At 47.4% G+C, this 20,859-nt stretch carries 15 protein-coding genes; 3 read left to right on the top strand and 12 right to left on the bottom strand.

What is annotated here, in order from left to right; all coding sequences use genetic code 11:
- Positions 1-23: 23 nt before the first annotated feature.
- The 5 genes from K1Y79_RS24875 to K1Y79_RS24855 all read right to left on the bottom strand — a co-directional run bounded on the left by K1Y79_RS24875 (position 24) and on the right by K1Y79_RS24855 (position 10,870).
- The gene (locus K1Y79_RS24875) at positions 24-1,916 is read right to left on the bottom strand and encodes a DUF4350 domain-containing protein (RefSeq protein WP_220252923.1); all 1,893 of its coding nucleotides are present in this window, start codon (positions 1,914-1,916) and stop codon (positions 24-26) included.
- A 178-nt stretch (positions 1,917-2,094) separates the two neighbouring features.
- Positions 2,095-4,278 carry a glycosyl hydrolase family 28 protein gene (locus tag K1Y79_RS24870; protein ID WP_220252922.1) on the bottom strand — a complete coding sequence of 728 codons (2,184 nt, stop codon included), beginning with the start codon at positions 4,276-4,278 and terminating at the stop codon, positions 2,095-2,097.
- 20 nt (positions 4,279-4,298) lie between these two features.
- Entirely contained in the window at positions 4,299-5,948 is a 1,650-nt protein-coding gene (locus K1Y79_RS24865; RefSeq protein WP_220252921.1) for a RagB/SusD family nutrient uptake outer membrane protein, read from the bottom strand.
- A gap of 27 nt (positions 5,949-5,975) precedes the next feature.
- Positions 5,976-8,936 (bottom strand): SusC/RagA family TonB-linked outer membrane protein, encoded by a 2,961-nt coding sequence (locus K1Y79_RS24860; protein WP_220252920.1) that lies wholly within the window; start codon positions 8,934-8,936, stop codon positions 5,976-5,978.
- 302 nt (positions 8,937-9,238) lie between these two features.
- Positions 9,239-10,870, bottom strand: a complete 1,632-nt coding sequence (locus tag K1Y79_RS24855) for a glycoside hydrolase family 43 protein (protein WP_236059833.1) — start codon at positions 10,868-10,870, stop codon at positions 9,239-9,241.
- Positions 10,871-10,932: 62 nt separating this feature from the next.
- Between K1Y79_RS24855 and K1Y79_RS24850 the strand changes: the two genes are divergently transcribed.
- Complete coding sequence (locus tag K1Y79_RS24850; RefSeq protein WP_220252919.1) at positions 10,933-11,955, top strand: LacI family DNA-binding transcriptional regulator; 1,023 nt, start codon at positions 10,933-10,935, stop codon at positions 11,953-11,955.
- Positions 11,956-11,962: 7 nt separating this feature from the next.
- Here K1Y79_RS24850 and gap read toward each other — a convergent pair whose 3' ends face one another.
- Together gap and K1Y79_RS24840 are read right to left on the bottom strand one after the other, a co-directional pair.
- Positions 11,963-12,970, bottom strand: a complete 1,008-nt coding sequence (gene gap / locus K1Y79_RS24845) for a type I glyceraldehyde-3-phosphate dehydrogenase (RefSeq protein WP_220252918.1) — start codon at positions 12,968-12,970, stop codon at positions 11,963-11,965.
- 20 nt (positions 12,971-12,990) lie between these two features.
- Complete coding sequence (locus K1Y79_RS24840; RefSeq protein WP_220252917.1) at positions 12,991-13,995, bottom strand: GlxA family transcriptional regulator; 1,005 nt, start codon at positions 13,993-13,995, stop codon at positions 12,991-12,993.
- Between the two features lie 135 nt (positions 13,996-14,130).
- Here K1Y79_RS24840 and K1Y79_RS24835 point away from each other — a divergent pair, with 135 nt between their 5' ends.
- Positions 14,131-14,958, top strand: a complete 828-nt coding sequence (locus K1Y79_RS24835; protein WP_220252916.1) for a helix-turn-helix domain-containing protein — start codon at positions 14,131-14,133, stop codon at positions 14,956-14,958.
- Positions 14,959-15,211: 253 nt separating this feature from the next.
- Here K1Y79_RS24835 and K1Y79_RS24830 read toward each other — a convergent pair whose 3' ends face one another.
- From K1Y79_RS24830 to K1Y79_RS24810, 5 genes are all read right to left on the bottom strand, one after another.
- A complete protein-coding gene (locus K1Y79_RS24830; protein WP_220252915.1) occupies positions 15,212-16,204 on the bottom strand; it encodes an MBL fold metallo-hydrolase in 993 nt (330 codons plus the stop codon).
- Between the two features lie 45 nt (positions 16,205-16,249).
- Positions 16,250-17,323: a serine hydrolase domain-containing protein gene (locus K1Y79_RS24825; RefSeq protein ID WP_220252914.1), complete on the bottom strand. Its 1,074-nt coding sequence runs from the start codon at positions 17,321-17,323 to the stop codon at positions 16,250-16,252.
- Between the two features lie 175 nt (positions 17,324-17,498).
- Positions 17,499-17,720, bottom strand: coding sequence for a hypothetical protein (locus K1Y79_RS24820; protein WP_220252913.1), 222 nt, complete (start codon positions 17,718-17,720; stop codon positions 17,499-17,501).
- An 83-nt stretch (positions 17,721-17,803) separates the two neighbouring features.
- Positions 17,804-19,366, bottom strand: coding sequence for a M1 family metallopeptidase (locus tag K1Y79_RS24815; RefSeq protein WP_220252912.1), 1,563 nt, complete (start codon positions 19,364-19,366; stop codon positions 17,804-17,806).
- An 18-nt stretch (positions 19,367-19,384) separates the two neighbouring features.
- Positions 19,385-19,807 (bottom strand): secondary thiamine-phosphate synthase enzyme YjbQ, encoded by a 423-nt coding sequence (locus tag K1Y79_RS24810; protein ID WP_220252911.1) that lies wholly within the window; start codon positions 19,805-19,807, stop codon positions 19,385-19,387.
- A 135-nt stretch (positions 19,808-19,942) separates the two neighbouring features.
- Between K1Y79_RS24810 and K1Y79_RS24805 the strand changes: the two genes are divergently transcribed.
- On the top strand, positions 19,943-20,788 hold the full coding sequence (locus tag K1Y79_RS24805) for a universal stress protein (RefSeq protein ID WP_220252910.1): 846 nt from the start codon (positions 19,943-19,945) through the stop codon (positions 20,786-20,788).
- The last annotated feature ends 71 nt before the right edge of the window (positions 20,789-20,859 follow it).

Genomic DNA, 20,859 nt, shown 5'->3' with positions numbered 1-20,859 from the left:
ACTTCCATCGACAGTATTACGAATTATTTCCGACGTGTCTGTCTGAAGATCCATTCAGTCAGATCGGTCGCTGCCTGATAGTTCTCAAAAGATGCAGGTAGCCGGCGGCCATCCAGGTATTCGTTATAAAACCAGGGATCGCCTATTGCAAATACTGCTCCTTTACCCACTTTAGCAGTTGCCATAATCACATCACCCTTATCCGTATACAGTGCTTTGGCAGGCTCTTTCAGTTCAAGGGTAGAGATCTCCTTGATATAGATTTTCTTCGTTTTAGTAAACACTGGATTGCCTGGTGGCAGGAATAAAGCACCCTGTTCAAACTGCCTGCCTTCTACATGGTTCCGGCTATCTTCTTTGAAACGGATACCGAACTTCTCTGTCAAGGTATTGAAGGCTTTGATTTCAGCGTTACCTGCATCATTCTGCAGAATAACCAGCACACCGCCCTTCTCCACCCATTTATGGATCTCAGTAGCATGAGCTGCTGTCATTAAGTTAGGCTTTGGTGTCTCTTTCTCAGTGTCCGGATCAACAATGATAAGCACATTGGATTTGGCCAGCGTTGCTGCTGTAGGGGCTTCGGATAAGGTATTGGTTACAGCACCTCTGTTGTGAAATATATGCGCCCAAAGCGAGAAACCGCCGTTGTCCATTTCATTCCATACGTAGTGCCAGGACTCCTGCTGACCAGTAATACCTTTTCTAAATTCATTATTGAAGTAGTTATCCAGTGTAACAGTTACGTTCTTACCTGTTTTCGGGATTGCTGCCTGCTCCATTTCATTGGCAGCCATCATATAAGCGCCAACGCCTTTAGGGTCATTGGTTACAACCTTTTCACTCAGGTAGTACTCGTAACTACCGTCTCTGTAGGGATCGCCACCCAGGCCGGCTACACTCACCGTACCTTCCAGGTTAACGCCTCCTTCAGGCGCGGTACGGATAAACTGCTTCATAATACCCTTATAACCCTTTTCGGCAACTGCGCTGTAAGTGGCGGGCAGATAACCCAGTCTTACACCTTTGGCCAATGCGTATACAAACATGGAAGAAGCAGAGGCTTCCAGGTAATTACCTTTAGCATTAGCTTTATCCAGCACCTGATACCAGCAGCCACTAGCTGGATCCTGGTATTTTTTAACTGCTACAGCCATCCTGTTCAATATCTGCAGGAGACTGTCCCGGCCCGGGTGAGCAGCAGGATAGTATTCCAGTGCGTCAACCAGCGCCATGCCATACCAACCCATGGCGCGACCCCAGAAATTAGGAGAGCGACCAGTGGTCTTATCCGCCCAGCGTTGTTCTCTTGACTCATCATATCCATGGTATAATAGTCCTGTCTTTTTATCCAAAGAATGCTCTTCCATCAATACAAATTGACGGGTGATGTCCTTGAATGCAGCTTCGTCATGGTGCATAGCAGCATACTCGGCATAAAACGGCTCTGCCATGTACAAACCATCTAACCACATCTGATAAGGATAGCGCTTCTTGTGCCAGAAGCCACCCTCTTTGGTACGTGGATGTTTGTCCAGCTGTGCTTTCAGTTTATCAGCAGCCAGCTTATATTTCTCCTCATTTGTTACTTTATATAGCAACAACAGCGCACGGCCATTCTTAATATGATCAATATTATAATCTTCAACCTTGTATGTTCTGATTGTACCATCTTTCTCAATATAGTGGTCGATGCCCTTCTGGATAAACTGAAAGTACTTTCCATCCCCGGTATTCTTCCAAAGTCCTGCAAAACCTTCCAGTACAACTCCCTGATCATATGTCCAGTGTGCACGCCGTCCAGCCAGCTGCAGGGAATCTCCCCAGATCCTGATCATAGTCTCCGCCATCTTTGCCGACTGTGCAAAGCTAATAACAGGAAACAGCAGCAGTAGCGTATTCAGTAATTTCTTCATGTCTGTATTTATGATAGTCTGGTTCTATTAATATTTGAAATAACCATAGTGCAGGAATGAGGACCCGTTTTGTATACAGGTTGATAATATGAACCTATAAAGCCAATCCGCATGATTATCCTGACGGATACTATCCTCCCTCGGCAGGATCTTCACCCCCATTCCTGACCAGTGATCATTATTTCTTACTTACCTGTTTACTATCCTGCACATTCAGTTTTCCGTCGTCTTCTGTAATCAGCTTCACATTGGTCATACTGATATTATTTCCAACGATACAGTCGCCGGCTTTTTTGGCTTTGATAGTAATATCTTTCAGGAAAATATCGCTGATCGGCATCTCAGGCAGGCCGCGGATAAAGATGGCTTTTTCTGCGCCGTGACATACCACATTACTGATGTGGAAGTCCCGGAACTGCGGCGTTGCCTCTGTAACAGGATGCAGCTCTACCTTCGGCGCTTCCCGCTTTTCTCCGGCAAGTACTACCGGGTCTTTGGCCATATAGTACATATCAAACAGAATCGCTTCTGCCGGAATGTTCTTCATGTTGATATTGTTCACATAGATCTTCTCTACGATTCCCCCACGGCCGCGGGTAGTCTTAAAACGCAGGCCGATATCTGTACCAAGGAAGGAACAATTAGACACAAACAGGTTACGTGCACCACCTGACATTTCACTACCTACTACAAAACCGCCGTGTGCATGATAAACAGTACAGTTATCAACAATCACGTCTTCAGTAGGCACACCGCGCTTGCGTCCCTGTTCATCACGTCCTGACTTGATACAGATACCGTCATCACCTACATCAAACGTACACCCTTCTATACGGGCATAACGGCAGGACTCCAGGTCAATACCGTCGCCATTCTGCGCATACCATGGATTTTTAGCATATACATCGCGTAAAGTAATATGTTCGGTCAGTAATGGATGCAGACACCATGCCGGAGAGTTCTGGAACGTCACGCCTTCCAGCAGTACGTATTTACATGCTGTCAGCACCAGCATATTAGGACGCAGGAAGTCCTTGATATCATTGTAATCTGCCGCTGTTTTCTCTGGTGATATGACACCGGCCAGTTTGGTATGAGAGCCTTTCTGTGACTTAGCAGTCGGATACCAGGTGCGTTTATCCTCGCCTTCTATACCTCCTGATGCCAACAACTTCCGCCACTGAGATTCAGTCAGCTTGTCTTTCTTAACAATACGCCATGCATCGCCGCCACCGTCAAGGATACCTTTACCGGTGATAGCAATATTCTCTGCATTGGTAGCAGATACTGGCGGCTGGCAGCGCATTGCTCTCAGACCTTCATAGTTAGTCTCGATAAGCGGATACTGGTCAAAGTCTGTAGTAAACTGCAACACGGCATTCGCTGCCAGGTGCAGGTTTACATTACTCTTCAGCACAATAGGGCCGGTAAGCCACAGACCCGGAGGAACCATTACTACGCCGCCACCATTGCTGTTAGCCTTGCTGATTGCTTCATTGATACTCTTGCTGTTCAGCGTTACGCCATCGGGTTTCGCGCCGAATGATACGATACTCAGCGTGTCCCTCCTGAAATGCGGCTCATAGATCTCCGGTAATTCATAGCGGTATTTGCCTTCAAATTCCAGCTTAGCCAGGTATTTCTCCAGGCCGATATTCTTCTCCTTAATCTCTCTGGCTACCAATCCTGCAACGAGGGTAGCACCATAGGTATTAAAGTGTGTATTGTCGGTCACGCCATTAGGCAAGGTAGTATAATGACCTGCCGGTGTAGTCTTAAACAACTTCTCGGAGCCAGCAACGCCATGTTGTATCAACAACGCTTCGCTGCTTTTATGCAGGTCAATCAGCGGTACTTTCAGGCTAGCGGCTACCTGGCGTACTACTCCAGGGTAATCGCCGTGCTGGTCTACAAACGCGCCTTTCTCATCAAACTTCCTGCGTTGTACAGATGTAAGAAGAACAGGATTCGCGCCTTTCGCCCGAGCCTCCTTCACAAAGCGGATCAGATTGTCCTTGTAAGCCCCTTTAGGAGCAGCAAAACGGGTCGAATCATCCTTTTTAGCATCATTATGCCCAAACTGGATGAACACCCAATCTCCGGCCTTTAATTGCACCAGTACGCTATCCCAACGATGCTCATTAATGAAACTCTTGGTACTGCGACCATTAACTGCGTAGTTCTTTACCGTTACGCCTTTTTGCAGGAACAGCGGAAACAGCTGTCCCCATCCTCTTTCCGGATTATCTGCCAGTGGCTTGTCAGCCATTGTGGAGTCTCCGATCATAAACACGCGTGGCGGATCATCTGTCGGTATCCAACTAATCAAAGGAATAAGCAGCGCCAATAGATACAACTTCATGAGCTTTCGATTTAATGGTATTACTGATAATTTGGATTCTGAGTAAATTCAGCTTTGTTAGTCACCGCATCGATCTGGTCCTGCGGGATAGGACGAACATTATGGAAGGACTGGAAATTTCTCGCTGCGTCAGGATTATGTGCAGCAATCTGTGTACCCAGTTTACCGGTACGTTTCAGATCAAACCAGCGCAGCTGTTCTCCTGCCAGCTCCCTCGCCCTTTCCTCTAATACAAAGTCAACGGTCATCTGCGCTGCAGACACTTCCATTTCCTGTTCGTGACCAGGAATAGCGGCACGTTTACGTAGGACATTGATATACTCTGCTGCTTTGCCAGGATTGCTCAATTTGATCTGTGCCTCTGCAGCAATCAGATATAATTCAGCCAGCCTGATAATATATGCGTCTCTCGCGCTCTGTTCTTCATTCATCGCAGCACGCGTAGGATCGTCAAATTTCTGCAGCGATACATAACGGGTACGGTCTTTACCACCCTGATTGTCATAGTAACACATGTTCCTGTCATATACACGGTATCTCTTACCGGCAGTATCTGCATTAGTTACTACATATTTGGTACAGATGATAGCGGTATCACCTAGTTTCATTCCTGCGGGAGCTGTCTTCAGGTTATTACACAGCCATACGGATTTGAAGGTTGCATTATACCGTGCATCTGCTTTTTCATTGAACAGATCCAGCAGATACAATGTTGGCATATACCTGTTGAAAGGACGGCCATTCAGTACATCGCGCTGCATACCTGGCAGATCATCATATTTCATAGCAAACATCAGATGCCCGTTGTGTGCGCCGCGGGAGTGACCATTCGGATACAAGGTAGCATCCAGCCTGTCGTCAAAAACAAGGTTTTTCATATAGTTCACTGCCCATACAATTTCCTTGTTCTGAAGGTTATCCATTCTCCACAGGTCTGCATACTTCGGTACTAGCGTATAACCATAGTTGTTGATTACAGAATCAGCCAGCGCTGCTGCGCGGTCATTCATGCCACGGGTCAGGTACATGCGTGCCAGGAATGCCTGTGCCGCAGGTTTGGTTACTCGTCCATAGTCAGTGGTTGTAACCGGCAGGTTATTAACCGCTATATCCAGGTCACGGAAGATCTGTGCATAGAAGGTATCAACCGGGGTGCGGTTAGCTGTAGTTTCAACGCCTTGGGTTTCTGTCACTGTAAAGTGTACACCACCCCACATCTCTACTACATGCCAGTAGTAGAAGGCACGGAGGAAATGCAGCTCTGCATCGCGCAGGCGGCGTTTTTCTTCCGGGAACCCCGCATTACCTACCCGGCCGATTCCTGTGTTACACAGGTTGATGGCTGAATATAGTTGTCTCCACAATGCGCTCATCACGCCATTGCTGGCCTGGAGATTGATGTACTGTGTAATATCTGGATACTTATCTCCGGTACCACTTGTCCAGAGGTCAGTGCCCATTTCAGAGATACTATACCCTTCCTCTTTTCCATACCACCAGCGGTTGTAGGAATAGGCGGCGCTTACCAGTGTCTCAAAGCCTTCGGGGGTACTGAACACCTGGTCTACTGTAAGGCCGGAAGGATTGTATTCTTCCAGTTGCTTGTTACAGGCGGCCAGCAAACCTGCGCCTGTGATAAGTACGATAAAAAGATTTATATAGCGTTTCATGACTTGTCAGATTAATTTGAATTAAAATCAAAATTCTACATTCAGACCGGCAACGTACATCTTCGTCAACGGATTGCTCAGATCTCCTCCTCTTTCCGGATCATAATCCTTCACTTTACTGAATGTGAACAGGTTCTTACCTGTTACGTAAATACGCACATTGCTCATATGCATACTTTGCAATGCTGTTGCCGGCAGTGTGTAACCCAGGGAGATGTTACGGATCTTCACAAAAGAACCATCCCTGTATCCCAGTGTCCTGATGAAAGGCGTACCATCTTTTGATACGCTGGCATTCGGACGGGGATATGCGTTTGTTTCACGTTCCGGTGTCCAGTAGTCGTGCGGCGCACTATTCTCCAATCCCTGCGGATCATACTTGCCTGCATATTCTGAGTTGATCCATTGACCGATACGTGCAAACACATAGAAGTTCAGATCAAAGTTTTTGAAGCGCACATCATTGTTAAAACCACCGCTCCAGGTGGGCACTTGTGTACCAAGTATGGTACGGTCCTGAGAGTTCAGTACGCCATTTCCGTCCCTGTCACGTACCTTGATATCACCCGGTTTATATCCGAAAGAAGCGGCTGCATCTGCCTCTTTTGTCTGCCAGATACCCGTCTTCTCATAATCGAAGAACACTCTCACCGGTGAACCGATAAACCAGCCATTTGCGACGTCATTGGTATTTGCGTCGGCGAGGGCCACTATCTCTTCTTTGTTTTTAGAGAATACGATATTAGATGTCCAGGTCACTGATTTGCTTCTTACGATAGTTGTATTAACACCAATCTCAATACCCCTGTTTCTTGTCTTACCGATATTCTGTATCACAGTGCTTACGCCGGAAGAGGAAGGCAGTGTTCTCTGCAACAGCAGGTCTCTTGTCTTCGTATCGTAATAGTCAATCGTCGCTCCGATCCTGCCATCTAGGAAGCTCATATCAACACCAAAGTCTGTGGTGGCAGACAGCTCCCATTTCAGATTCCGGTTACCGATCTGGCTACCGATACCATATGCCAGGGCTGAGTTGGTATCATCATAAGAGAACGGAATCTTACTCAGATAACTTGCCGTTGCATAAGGCGGTACCGCGTCATTACCTGCTATACCAAAGCTGGCACGTACCTTCAGATCACTGAACACACGCTGGCCACGCATAAATCCTTCATCAGAGATGCGCCATGCTCCTGCTACAGATGGGAATAACGCCCATTTGTTGCCCGGAGCCAGCTTAGAACTTCCATCAGAACGAGCGGTCATCGACAGGAGATATTTACCCTTGTAGCTGTAATTGATACGGCCCGTAAATGATATCAGTTTATTTGCCATATAACTGGAGCGAATGGCTACGCCACTCACACTATTTTGTAGAGCGTAATATAGTTGAGATGGCAGCAACTGTCCTTCACCCTGTAAAAAACTTGAATCCCGCTGATCAGAAAGTAAGCTCGCTACGCCGGTGAGGCCAAAGGTGTGGTCGCCAATTTTCTTTGAGTAGCTAAGGACGTTTTCCCAGCTGATATACCGTCTGTTGCCACTGTTATACTGTGACCTGGAAGTTGAGGCGGTGGAGCGCTCAATGGAGTTTTTAGAAGCAAATATCCCGGTGCGTGCATTGTCAAGCGTCACACCCAGGTTAGAGCGGAATGACAGTCCTTTCAGGGGTGTCAGTTCTACATAAGCATTAACAAATGTACGCGTCACCCGTCCATTGTTCTGGTAAGCATTTGGCTGCTCATCTGCCAGTGGATTGATCATGGAGCCCATATTAGGGAACAGGATCAGCTGACCTTCTTCGTCAAACGGCAGGTTCAGGGGTACAATCTTATTCGCCTGGTTCAGGGGGTCGCGACGGCCGCTCTGGTCATAGTAAGTCACCTGACTTTGCATACCTACCTTCAGATAGTCCGTTACTACCTGGTCGAGGTTCAACCTGGCGGAATAACGTTTCAGGTGATCCAGTTTGAAGATACCTTTCTCATCGAAGTAGTCGAGCGACAGGTATACTTTTGTCTTTTCAGATCCTCCGGATACGCTCACCTGGTGATCCTGCTGGAAGCCATCATGGATCAGGAGGTCGGCGTAGTCAGTCCACAGGTTATTCTTTATCGCGTCAACTTCTGCACCATTAAAGATCAACGGATCATCCGCTTCACTTCTCCAGCGGCCCGTAGTGCGGTTAGCCTCTCTTTTCTGGGCTATGTACTGCGGACCGGTTGACATAGCAGGATAGCCTGCTACCTGAGACAGACCTGCATAAGTATTTACAGATACACGGGGCTTGCCGGAAGCGCCTTTTTTGGTGGTAATGATAATTACCCCGTTTGCACCTCTGGAACCGTATACGGCAGTCGAAGAAGCATCTTTCAGTACTTCCATGGACTGAATATCGTTAGGGTTAATATCCTGGATGTTTTCGTACTGCACACCATCAACAATGTACAGTGGACCATTATCTGCACGGATGGACCTGTTACCTCTCACCGTTACATTGATTCTTGCACCGGCTGCACCACTGCTTTTGGTAATATCAACGCCGGGCAGTTTACCCTGTACAGACTCCATTACGTTGGTAGAAGGTACTTTTTTCAGTTCTTCGCCCTTCACAGAGGTCACTGCACCGGTGAGGTCACGCTTTCTTACTTCACCATAACCTACTATCACTACCTCATCCAGTTGTTTGTTATCCTTTTCGAGTTTCAGTGAAAGGTTTGTATTACCATTAATCTCCTGCGTCGATGACAGATATCCCAGGTAACTGATTACCAGCACACCTGTTTTAGCATCGGGAACGGCAAGGGAAAATGCGCCTGTGGCGTCTGTCTGCGTGCCTGTTGTGGTGCCTTTCAGCTGCACGTTAACCATAACAAGGGGTTCTCCGGTTGTGGCGTCGGATATCTTCCCTTTAATTGTCTGGCGTTGCGCAAATGCCGCAGCGGCACTAACCAGCAACAGCCAGTAGATCAATAGCAGTTTTTTCATAACGTAACGTGTTATATATTTCTTCTAAAATTGGGTCTTTTGTGTCCGGATCGGATCGATAAATACTGCTATTTCAGCAATATTAGGTGTCACTGTTTTGTTCTTCAGTCATCATACAGGTATCCCCAAAAACAATTCTACAGCTATATTCATTAATAGCGAAAGGAATGGAAGTATTTATTTACGCAAACGTTTGCGAAAAGCAAAGCGGGAAGGTCTAAAAATCAGCGAGGTGGAACCAGGAATCAGGTGGTCATTCCTGGCCCCTGGTCCGTATCTGTAGTTGCTGATTTCGTGTTGTCTTATTTAGTTATTCTGAACCAGTCATAGTCAGCAAAGCCGGCATCATTGATCTGCGTATCCCTGGTACAGTAAATACCTACCTTAGCGCCAACCCACCGACCTGGTTGTGCAGTGAATGGCTTGCCTGCGTCGGTGAACTGTGTGCCGTCCAGACTATAGCTAAACTGACATACTGCGTCTTTGACTACCGTCACCCTGAACCAGCAGGTATTGTTATCAAGTGTTTTCAGTACTTCCTGCTGCTCTTCCGCCCCTTTATCGGCCTTGAGACAGGAGGTATATACCAGTTTAAGTGTATTGTTTTTGCTGATCAATGATATACCTGCATAGTCAACGCCCAGTACAATCAGACCGGTGCGTTCTCCTTCCAGTTTAGGATTTGGGGTAAAGGTGCATTTGGTAGTAACAGTGAAGCTGTCAGCAGGAAACTTCTGCAACAGCAGGTTTGGCGTTTGCCAGAGATTGCGGGTGGAATCGGGTATTCTGGCGGAGAACAGGCGCAATACACCCTTTGCCGGGTAAGCCATCATCCAGGTACTTACCGGATTTGCCTGCCATTGCCATTGTTTCCCTAAAGCAGCACCGTTAAATTCATCTGACTCAGGCGGTGTCATCACCGGCATCCCTGCTAATGGCTTATTCCAGGTCATCACCGGCTCTCCTTTACCATCACCGTCAGGATCTGTGCCTATTACCGGCCAGTCCTTTACCCACTGCAACGGTTGCAGATGCACTACACGTCCGTAGGCATTCTTGTCCTGGAAATGCAGGAACCAGCTGCTGCCGGAAGGCATATCCACCCAGGCACCCTGGTGCGGACCATTCACCGGACTTTTACCCTGATCCATCACTATCTTCTCTTCATATGGACCATAAATATTCTTTGAACGCAGTACCAGCTGCCAGCCGGTGCTTACGCCTCCTGCCGGCGCAAAAATGTAGTAGTAACCATTCCGTTTGTAGAGTTTTGGCCCTTCCAGGGTGGGATGATCCGGATGGCCATCAAACACCAGGACGCCCTCATCCGTAACAGCAGTACCTGCTTCATTCATCCTGTTGAGTGTCAGGATGCTCTTGATGCCTGCCCGGCTGCCTGCCCAGGCATGTACCAGGTATACTTTGCCATCATCATCCCACAGCGGACAAGGATCTATCAGCCCCTTACCTGCCTTTACCATCACCGGCTCAGACCAGGGGCCGGCTGCATGCTTTGCCTTGATCAGGTAGATACCGAAGTCAGGATCAGGATAATAAATATAAAATTCTCCTTTATGGTAACGGATAGATGGTGCCCAGACCCCATTGCCGTGCTGTACTTTGCTGAAATGGACAAAAGGTGGCTGCCTGAATAAGGCATGTCCTACCAGTTGCCAGTTCACCAGGTCCTTTGATTGGAGTATCGGTAAGCCCGGCGCTGCATTAAAGCTGGAAGCTGTCATATAGAAATCATTTCCTGCACGACAAACATCAGGATCAGAATAATCAGCATTCAATACCGGATTTTTATAGGTACCATTTCCCAGGTCTGCCACCCAGGATTGTGAGCGCTGTTGGCCGTAGAACAGCGACGGGAGGCACATGCCTGCCATCATAAATAGCAGCTTCTTATTCATCAGGAAAGCGTTTTTCATACGTGTTAGAATGACACTAATATAGTATAAAATAAATTATAAGTATATTTACTCCTTACGTTATGAAATTTGAAGCTGCCACTATAAAAGATATAGCCATTGCGCTGGGGTTGTCCACCTCTACGGTGTCCCGTGCCTTACGGGATAGTCATGAGATCAGTATCGCTACCAAACAGCTGGTACTGGAGTATGCCACGAGGATCAACTACCATCCCAATCCTATTGCGCTTAGTCTGAAGGAAAAAAGAAGCCGTTCCATCGGCGTCATCGTTGCGGAAATTGCCAACAGTTTTTTCTCCCAGGCTATCAATGGTATTGAATCTGTTGCGAAAGACAAAGGATATAATGTGATGATCTCCCAGACGCATGAGTCGTTTGACAAAGAAGTGATGACATTGCAATACCTCGCATCCCGCTCTATTGACGGACTACTGATCTCTGTATCCAGTGGTACTGAAAACCTGGATCATCTGAAAGCATTACACGAAAGAGGATTCCCTATCGTGTTTTTCGACCGTATTGTGGAAGAAATACAGACACATAAGGTAATGGTAGATAATTTCAGGGGAGCATATGACGCTACCTTACACCTGATCAATAAAGGGTATAAACATATTGCAGTCATTGCCGGCCCGGAGAATCTGTCTATCAGCAGGGAACGTATTGCCGGATACCGGGAAGCGCTGGCACAGACCAGGGTAAAGCCAGGTAAGGCACTGATTAAGTACAGCCGTTACGCCGGACTGCAATTACAGGAAGTAGAACAGGCCGTGAGCCAGCTGCTGAAACTACGCCCACGACCTGATGCTATATTTACCGCGTCAGATAAACTGACCACTAACTGTATGCGGGTATTGAAAAGTAAAGGCATACGCATCCCGCAGGACATTGCCCTGGTGGGATTCTCTAACTCTGATCTGATTGAATTGTTACATCCGCCACTGACGGTAGTGCGGCAGCCCGCTTTTGAAATGGGTCAGATTGCTACAAGCCTGTTGCTGCAACTGATTGAGAGTAAAAAGCCAGTGAAGGAATTTGAAAGGAAAATCCTGAATACTAATCTGATCGTACAGGCGTCTTCCTGAGCAGCTGTTATGCATGTGCAGCAGTCAGCCGTTGTGCCATCTGCACAGTCAGTTCTGCTATCCTGTTAGAGATACCCACTTCATTGTCGTACCATGCCACTACTTTTACTAAGTTTCCGATGGTACGGGTCAGGGATGCATCCACTAAAGAAGAATGTGTATTGCCCAGTATATCTGCTGATACCAGCGGTTCTTCTGTATACTCCAGCACTCCTTTCAATGTCGTTTCTGCATGGTGTTTGAATAATGCGTTGATGTCAGCGGCAGTTGCCTGTTTCACCAGGTTCAGGGACATATCTGCAATAGAACCATCTATCACAGGCACTCTGTAAGAAAATCCGTCCATCTTACCTTTCAGCCCAGGTAATACATCGCCGATAGCCTTGGCCGCCCCTGTAGTTGTAGGAATAATTGACTGTGTTGCGGCACGCGCTCTTCTGTAATCTTTATGCGGCCCGTCCTGCAACATCTGATCCATCGTAAAAGCATGTACTGTACTCATATAACCGGAAGCAATGCCATACTCCTTATCCAGCAGGTATAATACCGGCGCAATACAGTTGGTAGTACAGGATGCGGTAGACAGTATCTCATCTTCGTCAGTAATCAGCTCATCATTCACGCCTGCCACTATCGTCTTTACATTGCCGGTTGCCGGTGCAGTAATTAATACCCTGCCTGCTCCTGCGGAAATATGCTGCTGCGCCAGCTCTCTTTCTGTGAAACGGCCTGTTGACTCAATCACCACATCTATTCCCAGGGCGTCCCAGGGTAATTTTTCGGGAGATCTTTCATTCAATAAAAGTATCTTCTTCCCGTTTACAATCAGGTGCTGGTCATCATGCGTAACAGTGCCGGGGAACTTACCATGGGAGGTATCATATTTGAGCAGATGCGCAAGCAGCCCGATATCTGTCAGGTCATTAACAGCCACTACTTCCACTCCTTTCTTATCCTGTAATGCTCTGAGTGTCATTCTGCCTATGCGTCCGAATCCATTAATAGCAACTTTCATCGTAGTATATTTTTAAGTGATCAATCAACGGTGTGTAATGATGTTCTGAAGGTGCGCCGGTAGTCGCTGGGCGATACCATCATATGCCGCATAAATGTGCGCCGCATGGATACCACTCCTCCCAGCCCGCACTTCTCTGCAATCTGCTCCATACTGAGATCGCTGTCTTCGAGGTATTTCCTTGCTACTTCAATCCGCAGCTTTTCTACAAACTTGGCGGGCGTCATGCCCGTCTCGCGGAGGAATACCCTGTTGAAATTTCGCAGACTCATATTACTGTGGGTTGCGAGTTCCTCCACGGTGAGGTCATGCTGTAAATGCTGCATCATCCAGGGTTGCAGTTTTCCGGCAATGGAGTTCTCCATAGAGTGTATCTGCAATAAGCTGCTGAACTGCGACTGATAGCCAGTTCGCTTCAGGAATAATACCAGTTTACGGGCGGCAGCCAAAGCGATATCCCTGCCATAATCCTCCTCCACAAGCGCCAGTGCCAGGTCAATCCCGGAAGCCACGCCACCGGACGTATACACATTGCCATCCCGTGTATAAAACGGATTGGTATCGACCTGTATGTCAGGATAACGGCGTTGAAACTCCTGGCTATGTTCCCAATGGGTAGTCGCCTGCCGGCCATGGAGTATGCCCGCCTCTGCCAAGGCATAAGTGCCAATACAGACAGAACCGATACGGCGCATCTTCGGATAGGCATCATGCAGCCAGTTGCAGAAACGCCGGCCGGTTTCAAGATTTCTTATAGAAAAGCCAGCGACGATCAGTGTGTCAATCGGCCGGTCCAGTTCATCTACCTTCGCCGGACATGTAAATTCCAATCCACCCTTAGTAGCTACCTTCCTCGTACTCAGCGGAGAGGCAAGGACGATCTCATAGCCAATATCATTATCAGCAGCGGTTTCAGATAACATCTTATCTGCGGCGGTAAAGACATCCAGCGGACCGGCTATATCCAGCAAATAAGTACCTGGCATAGGTACGATAACAATTAATTTCTTTTGGTTTTCCGGCATACAATTGCTTGAACAGGTTAAAGGTAGGATTGTTTTGGGGTGGCACAAATGCCATAAATGATACAATTTGTGCCATAGGGTTCTAACATCTAATGAGCTGATTGGGACAAGTAATATCCTCCTTATCTTCGTCACATGCAAACCCCTTCAGCATATCTCACTGGTCATATCGCCGTTCCGAAAGAATGGCAGGACATTTTTGACCCGTTTTATTACATCATCAATCAGCAGCAGGAAGCTGTTACACGCATTCTCTCCCCTACGTTCCAGACCATTCTGGTGTTTAATTTCGGAGCGCCGGCCTACATTAAGCCGGCGGCGGAACAACCGTTGGCTATTGACAACAGCCTGGTCATCGGACCGGTGAAACTGGCGCTTGAATATACTATTCCGGCGCAGGGGCAAATGCTGGTAGCGAACTTCAAACAGGATGCTTTCTACCGGTTCTTTGGAAGACATCTGCAAACGTATACTGACTTCCTGCTGCATCCGGATGAGCTACAGGGCGATCACTGTTTTGCTGACGTGTGGCAGGAGCTGAAGGCATTGCCGGATATGGAGCAGCGGGTTGGAAGTCTGCTGGAATTTGCAGCAATTTATATCCAGGAGCGTGACAAAGACTCGGAAGATATTGTCAATAACAGCGAAAATGATAGTGTGATTAATCCGGTAAAGGAGATTGCAGATAAGCGGGGACAAAGTGAACGTAATATTCAGTTGAAGTACAAGAAATACCTGGGTTATAGTGCAAAAGAGATGAGCCGTTATCAGCGGTTTAAAAAGACACTGGCCCGGTTGCAGGGAAAATCTTCTTCGACGGTGGACTGGTTTGAGATGGTGTATGAAGGAGGGTATTATGACCAGAGTCATTTGATTCGCGATTTTAACCACTTTTTAGGCCTTTCTCCGGCCCAATACCTGAAATTACAGGAGACAGTTTGCATTGCCTGCGGACGCTCTTAACGGGGCTTAAAAACACAAAATTGAGCACGTGCTATGAAAGGTGATTTTTGACCACGGAAAGACAGGGGTATTTTTAGGGTGTTTGTTCGTCGCTTGGCCGTCGCTTGTTCGTCGCTTGTTCGTCCCTTGTTCGAACGGAGTACTTTTGCCAGTATATTGCACCAGGAATCAGCTACGTGCCAGCACGTTTTTCTGATTTTGGAGGCCTAAACCGTTTTTTACACGAAAACTGTCAAAATTCCTCAATTGCCAGTCATATAGGTAACATCTCTCCTATTTTCCTGTTTTCCAGGCGACCATGTATGTATTCCTGTTGCTTCAGGTGCAACAAGGCCGATATCGGATCTCCCATAGGTTCATCTGCCAGATCGAAGGTACCATAATGCATAGGGATCATTACACCGGCATGCATATCATTACAGGCTTTCACCGCATCCTTCGGAGACACATGACTTTGAGCCATAAACCATTCGGGCTTATATGCACCGATACCAATGATGCAGTAATCTATGTGCGGGAAGATACGGCCGGCATCTGTAAAGTGGCTGCCGTAACCTGAATCGGCAGCGAAATAGATTGTCTTTCCTGCGCCCTGTATCACAAAGGCACCCCATAATTGCCGGTTCACATCCCGTAGGCCCCTTTTCGTCCAGTGCCTTGCCGGCAGATAGCAGATCTTTATCCGGTCATCCGTGTTATACTGCTGGTACCAGCCTGCCGCCTGAATGTTATTACTGTTGGTAAACCTGTGCAGCAAGGATTCCATCCGGAGCCCGGTGAGATAAGTCGCACCTGGATTGTTATCTGCCACCAGCTGCAGACTGCGTTTATCACAGTGATCAAGATGATTGTGAGAAATCAGCACATAATCCAGCCCTTTAAGGTGAGCAGGTTCAATAGGAAATGTCACCTTCCGTTTGATCAGCGGAATATTATAGAATACAGGGTCAATCAATAGCTGAATACCCGCCAGGCGGATAAAGAAAGTAGCATGTCCCAGCCATACAATGCAATCATCGGGAGCGTGCAGAAAGGCTGCTGACTTATCTATAGCAGGATGCCATTGTTCCTGTTTCTTTTCCGCTCTCTGGGGATTAGACTGAAGACGCCATTTCAGCACATCTCTGAGACTATATCGATGCGGAAACTCATAGTTGACAAATCGTCCCTGCCCATCGACAGGTGTTCCCTTCCATTCAAAAGGTAGTTGCAGGCCATGCAGTGCCGGATTTGAAACATATTCCATAGCAGTGATTGATCGTACATTATCAAAGATACGCTTTCGCAGATGTTATCGGCCATAACGCACTGACAGAGCTTTCAGCAGTACCGCGATGCCTTCCTGTGCAGCCGCTGAAGATACATTGGTAAAGATAATATATGCCCTGTCTGCCTCCCTGATCACCTGTACCTTTGTAATGAATGCACCCGCATTACCTTCATTCGCAGCAATATGATGGCCGGTTTCCTGATCAGTTTCATTAAACCAACCATAAGAAAACACCGGCATACTATACAATAGCTGCTCAAAGGTTTGCTGTGGCAGCAACGCACTTTTACCCTTCAGACCTTTTAGCGGGAGCTGTATAAAGCGGAGATAATCTTCCAGACTGACGTTGATATTACCTGCCGCCAGCAGCCAGTTCATTTTGTAGTCTACAGATGGCCGTAAAGGCTGTAGCTGTTCGTTGTGCCCCCAGGGTTGTAGTGTATCTTTCAGGTTGGGATAATCAAACTGGAAGTCTATGTGCAGCTGTCGGCCCAGATCAGCCACTAACTCTTTATAAGGCTTCCCTGCGGCCTTTTCCAGCATTAACCCTGCCATGATGTAGTCTACGTTGGAAGGCGTCATTTTGTTAGCGTCCAGCTTCATCGGAGACTGTGTCAGGAAGTTGGCTGCCAGCTGCTTCCGTTGCGCCGCATAGTCGCCATGCAAGTCGGTAAATGCCGGCGTGGATGAGGTATATGTATACCCCTGTACCCGGCCTCTGAAGGTCAGCAGATTGGCTAGTGTAACGGTATCATAGACATAGCGCGTGCGCCAGCGCAGTTCAGGAAACATGGACAGAAATGTGGTATTCCATTGTAACTTATTTTCCTTCACCAATAAGGCGGCAATAAACGCAGTAATAGCTTTGGTGTTTGAGCCTATATGAAAACGGTCGCCGGCTTTTACAGGATATTCCTTATTCATACGCTGTACGCCTATCGAATGACAGGCCAGCACACTATCCGAAGAAACAACAGCGAAGGCCATTCCCGGGATCTGGTATTGCCTGCGGATGCTATCGGCAAGGGATACCACAGATTGCGACCGGACCGTTAAGGTTGTAATAATAAACCCTGCAAGCAGTAAATATTTCATATATGCAGATCAGTTAGTGTAAGTAGGTATCTGTAAACTGGAAGGCGCTGTTATCTTTGCTTGGACACCAGTGATTGCCGGCAGACCGGTTTACTTATTGCTGCGGAAGACAATCACATTGCCGATGATGTGGTTGTCCACGATCAGCAACTGGCCTGCAGGATCAATCAGGAAGTTACGCAGATATTCTCCTGGCATAGCGTGCAGACGGAGGAAGCGTAGCCAATGAGCACAGACGCCGGCGTTCTTCGCTTTGCCTATTCATATGGTAGATGTGGATACCCTCTTTGTTTTTCGCTGTGTTATAAGCACCAACGAACAGGTAAGTATCATGCCGGTAGCCGGCATGGAGCAGCAGCATAGCCAGCAACAATAGTAGCGGGAAGCGTTTCAGCAAGGCGAAGCGATTTATTGATAGGCAATCAGGATGCCTGATCATCGTACTATCCGGCGTCCTGTATGTACTGACGGTTGTTGCTATTACTCGAACCTGTCTTCGATTAACAAGTTTGTGCGCGGATCGATATGAATCAGCTCTGCGCCAGGTATACTGAGCATAGTAACGCGATCTTTGATAAGGATGCGCTGTATCTCCGGATTGTTGTCTGCTTTATATTCCAGCGGAAAGGAGAACAGTGTTTCCTGCAATTGCTCTACCACCATGGTATGTGGGTCGTTCCCCTTGCGTACCGCCAGCACAGGTACGCCGGGCGTATGCAGCCATTGTTGGAAGAAGGCTGTCAATTCCTGTCCGCTTGCCTGTTCCATCGCTTGTCTGAAATTGTCGGTATTAGCGTTGCGACCATTGTATGCAGCGAAGTAGCTGCGGATACCTTTCCAGAAAAGGCTGTCGCCTACCTGACGGCGTAACATGTGCAGCACCCATCCACCTTTCTCATAACTGTTAGCATTGAGCAACTGCATGTAACCACCCTGCCTGGAAGTATCTACTACAGGTGTGTGGCGGCGTTTGTTAAAGGCGATAATCTTTCTGCGGTCAGCTTTCATACCTGCAGCCAGCGTATCTGCCCCGTATTTGTGTTCCATGTAGACGTGTGTCATATAGGTAGCAAATCCTTCGCTGAGCCATACGTGTTCCCAGCCGGTTTCAGTCACTGCATCACCGAACCATTGATGGGCAATCTCGTGTGCGATAAGAGGTTCTATAGTACGAGCGCCTACTGATTCTTCTTCATAGAAGATAGCTCCTGCGTTTTCCATACCGCCAAACATCGTTTTAGACTGCACATTGGCCAGCTTTTTATAAGCATAAGGGCCGAGTTTACCGATGAAGAAATCAAGCACTTCGACAGCCTTGGCATAGTCCTGAAAGCCACGCGCTTTATTCTGGGGATATACATAAGTATAAACAGGAATCCCTTTCACATCGCCGGGATGGTCTATGGCAAAGTCGGCCACGCCTACAGCAAAGACTTTTGTAGGCAGCACGACCTTTTCCTGGTAGCGGGTGCGCTTCAGCCGGCCGGGAAGATTTGTCTCTTCCGTCTTCAGTCCGTTAGCGACTACATTGTAATGATCGGGCGCGATGATGGTGTAATCAACGGCTGCTTTATCGGAAGGATGATCTATAGAAGGCAGCCAGTAGTGGGCCCTGTTTGGCCAATTATCAGTAAAGAATGTACGTTTGCCGTACATGTTGGTGGAGATGATCAGGCCGTTGGCAGGTATACCACTGTAGGCAATACGGTAGGTATGCGTTTCGCCTTTCTTCGCGCGGATCTGCAGGCGTACGCTTTCCCGCTGTTGCCGGAAGGCGACAGGCTTTTTACCTTCTGTTACCATTGACACAGCCATACCTGTGTCGCGGCCGGATCTGCCGACGAGGTCCAGGCACAGTTCGCGGGCATCTTCTTTAAAACGTACAGTAATGCCCGTTACTGCACTTATTTTGTCGGTGCTGTCACTTAAGGTCAGGGATATATCATAGTGTTGTACATCCGCTTGCAGGTTCTGAGCTGTTGTTGTAATGCTTGTACTCAGGATCAGCAGGAAGGCAGGAATCAGCTTATTATATAAATTCATGTGTAATTATTCGTTTTATTATTCTCCCCATACAGTGATCACCAACCTTCTGTTACCGCCCGCATTGCGATGTTCGCACAGATAGATACCCTGCCAGGTACCTAATGCGAAATTGCCGTTACGTACAGGTATCATGACGGAGCTGCCCAGCATTGCCGCTTTCAGGTGGGCGGGCATATCATCCGCCCCTTCGTAGTCATGTTCATAGTCAGGATCGTTTTCAGGTACCGCTTTGCTGAAATACATTTCAAAGTCCTGTCTTACTGTAGGGTCAGCATTTTCATTTATGGTGAGCGATGCGGATGTATGCTGAATAAATACCTGGCACATGCCCGTTTTGATATCTCTGAGCTGTGGAATAGCCTGCAACACTTCGGTTGTGATCAGGTGGAAACCTCTTCTTCGTTCCCGCAGCACCAATGATTCCTGGTATATCTTCATAGTTTCAAGTTTATATGGCTGATTTGAGCTGCTACCAGCTTGGTTTTCAGGTGCAGTTGCAACAGAAACCGGTATATTTTTTTCTGATTTCAGCAGGACAAACTTAACTTAGTATGAGAGAAAAATGAAATCGTTATGAAAACATTACTGATTCCTGTTGATTTCTCCGCCACGTCTGACAACGCTGTTAATTTTGCCATTGAGTGGACGAAGGCGTATGGGTATGACCGCATTATCCTGTTAAAGACCTTCTACGACACTGTTTTTGATCATATTGTTGTTTCGGCGGAGTATGCCCCTGTCAGTCCGCACTACATGGCAAGGGAGCGGGAGCAGGCTACTGACAGGCTGGAAGACATTTCACGTGAAATATCGCTCAAGACCCGTGGCGTTAATGTTATTGCTATGGTCAGTGAAGCGCCGTTGCTCAGGGCCATTATGGAAGTGATACGTGAGGAATCGCCGGAACTGATTGTACTGGGTAGTGACAATTTCAGTTATTCCAGCGGCAGTTTCATTGCCGGAAACCTTATTTCAATCGCGAAAGCCAGTCCGATCAGGGTATTGATTGTACCTGCCACTTACCAGTATCAGCCGGTACAGAACATCCTGGTGCCATGTGACTATGCGGCGCTTGACTCGTTGAATAAAGTGAGGGCACTACAGATTCCTCCCCAGTGGAAAAACAGTAAGCTACTGGTATTCAATGTAGATCCGAAAGAAAGGTATCTGCAACCGGACGAGCAATTGCTGGCGGCAGAGGCCCACGTGCATGACAGGTTAAGGGATTACCCTCATGAGATCCGTTACAGTAATGATAAAAATATCATCAATGGTATACTGAACTTCATCCAGGAGAATAATATCCAACTGATTATCTCATTACCGGGTAAACATAGTTTTCTGTATTATCTGACACATAAGAGTATTTCAGATGCTATCTGCCGGAATGCGCAGGAGCCGGTACTGATCCTGAAATAGGTTCACCCCTGATTTCAGGTATTTCCCGACATATACTTATCCATTGACAAAATAGTTAATATGTTTGTGTC

The organism is Chitinophaga rhizophila (assembly GCF_019492185.1).
Lineage (GTDB): Bacteria > Bacteroidota > Bacteroidia > Chitinophagales > Chitinophagaceae > Chitinophaga > Chitinophaga rhizophila.
This window is presented reverse-complemented; position numbering and strand designations above follow the sequence as displayed.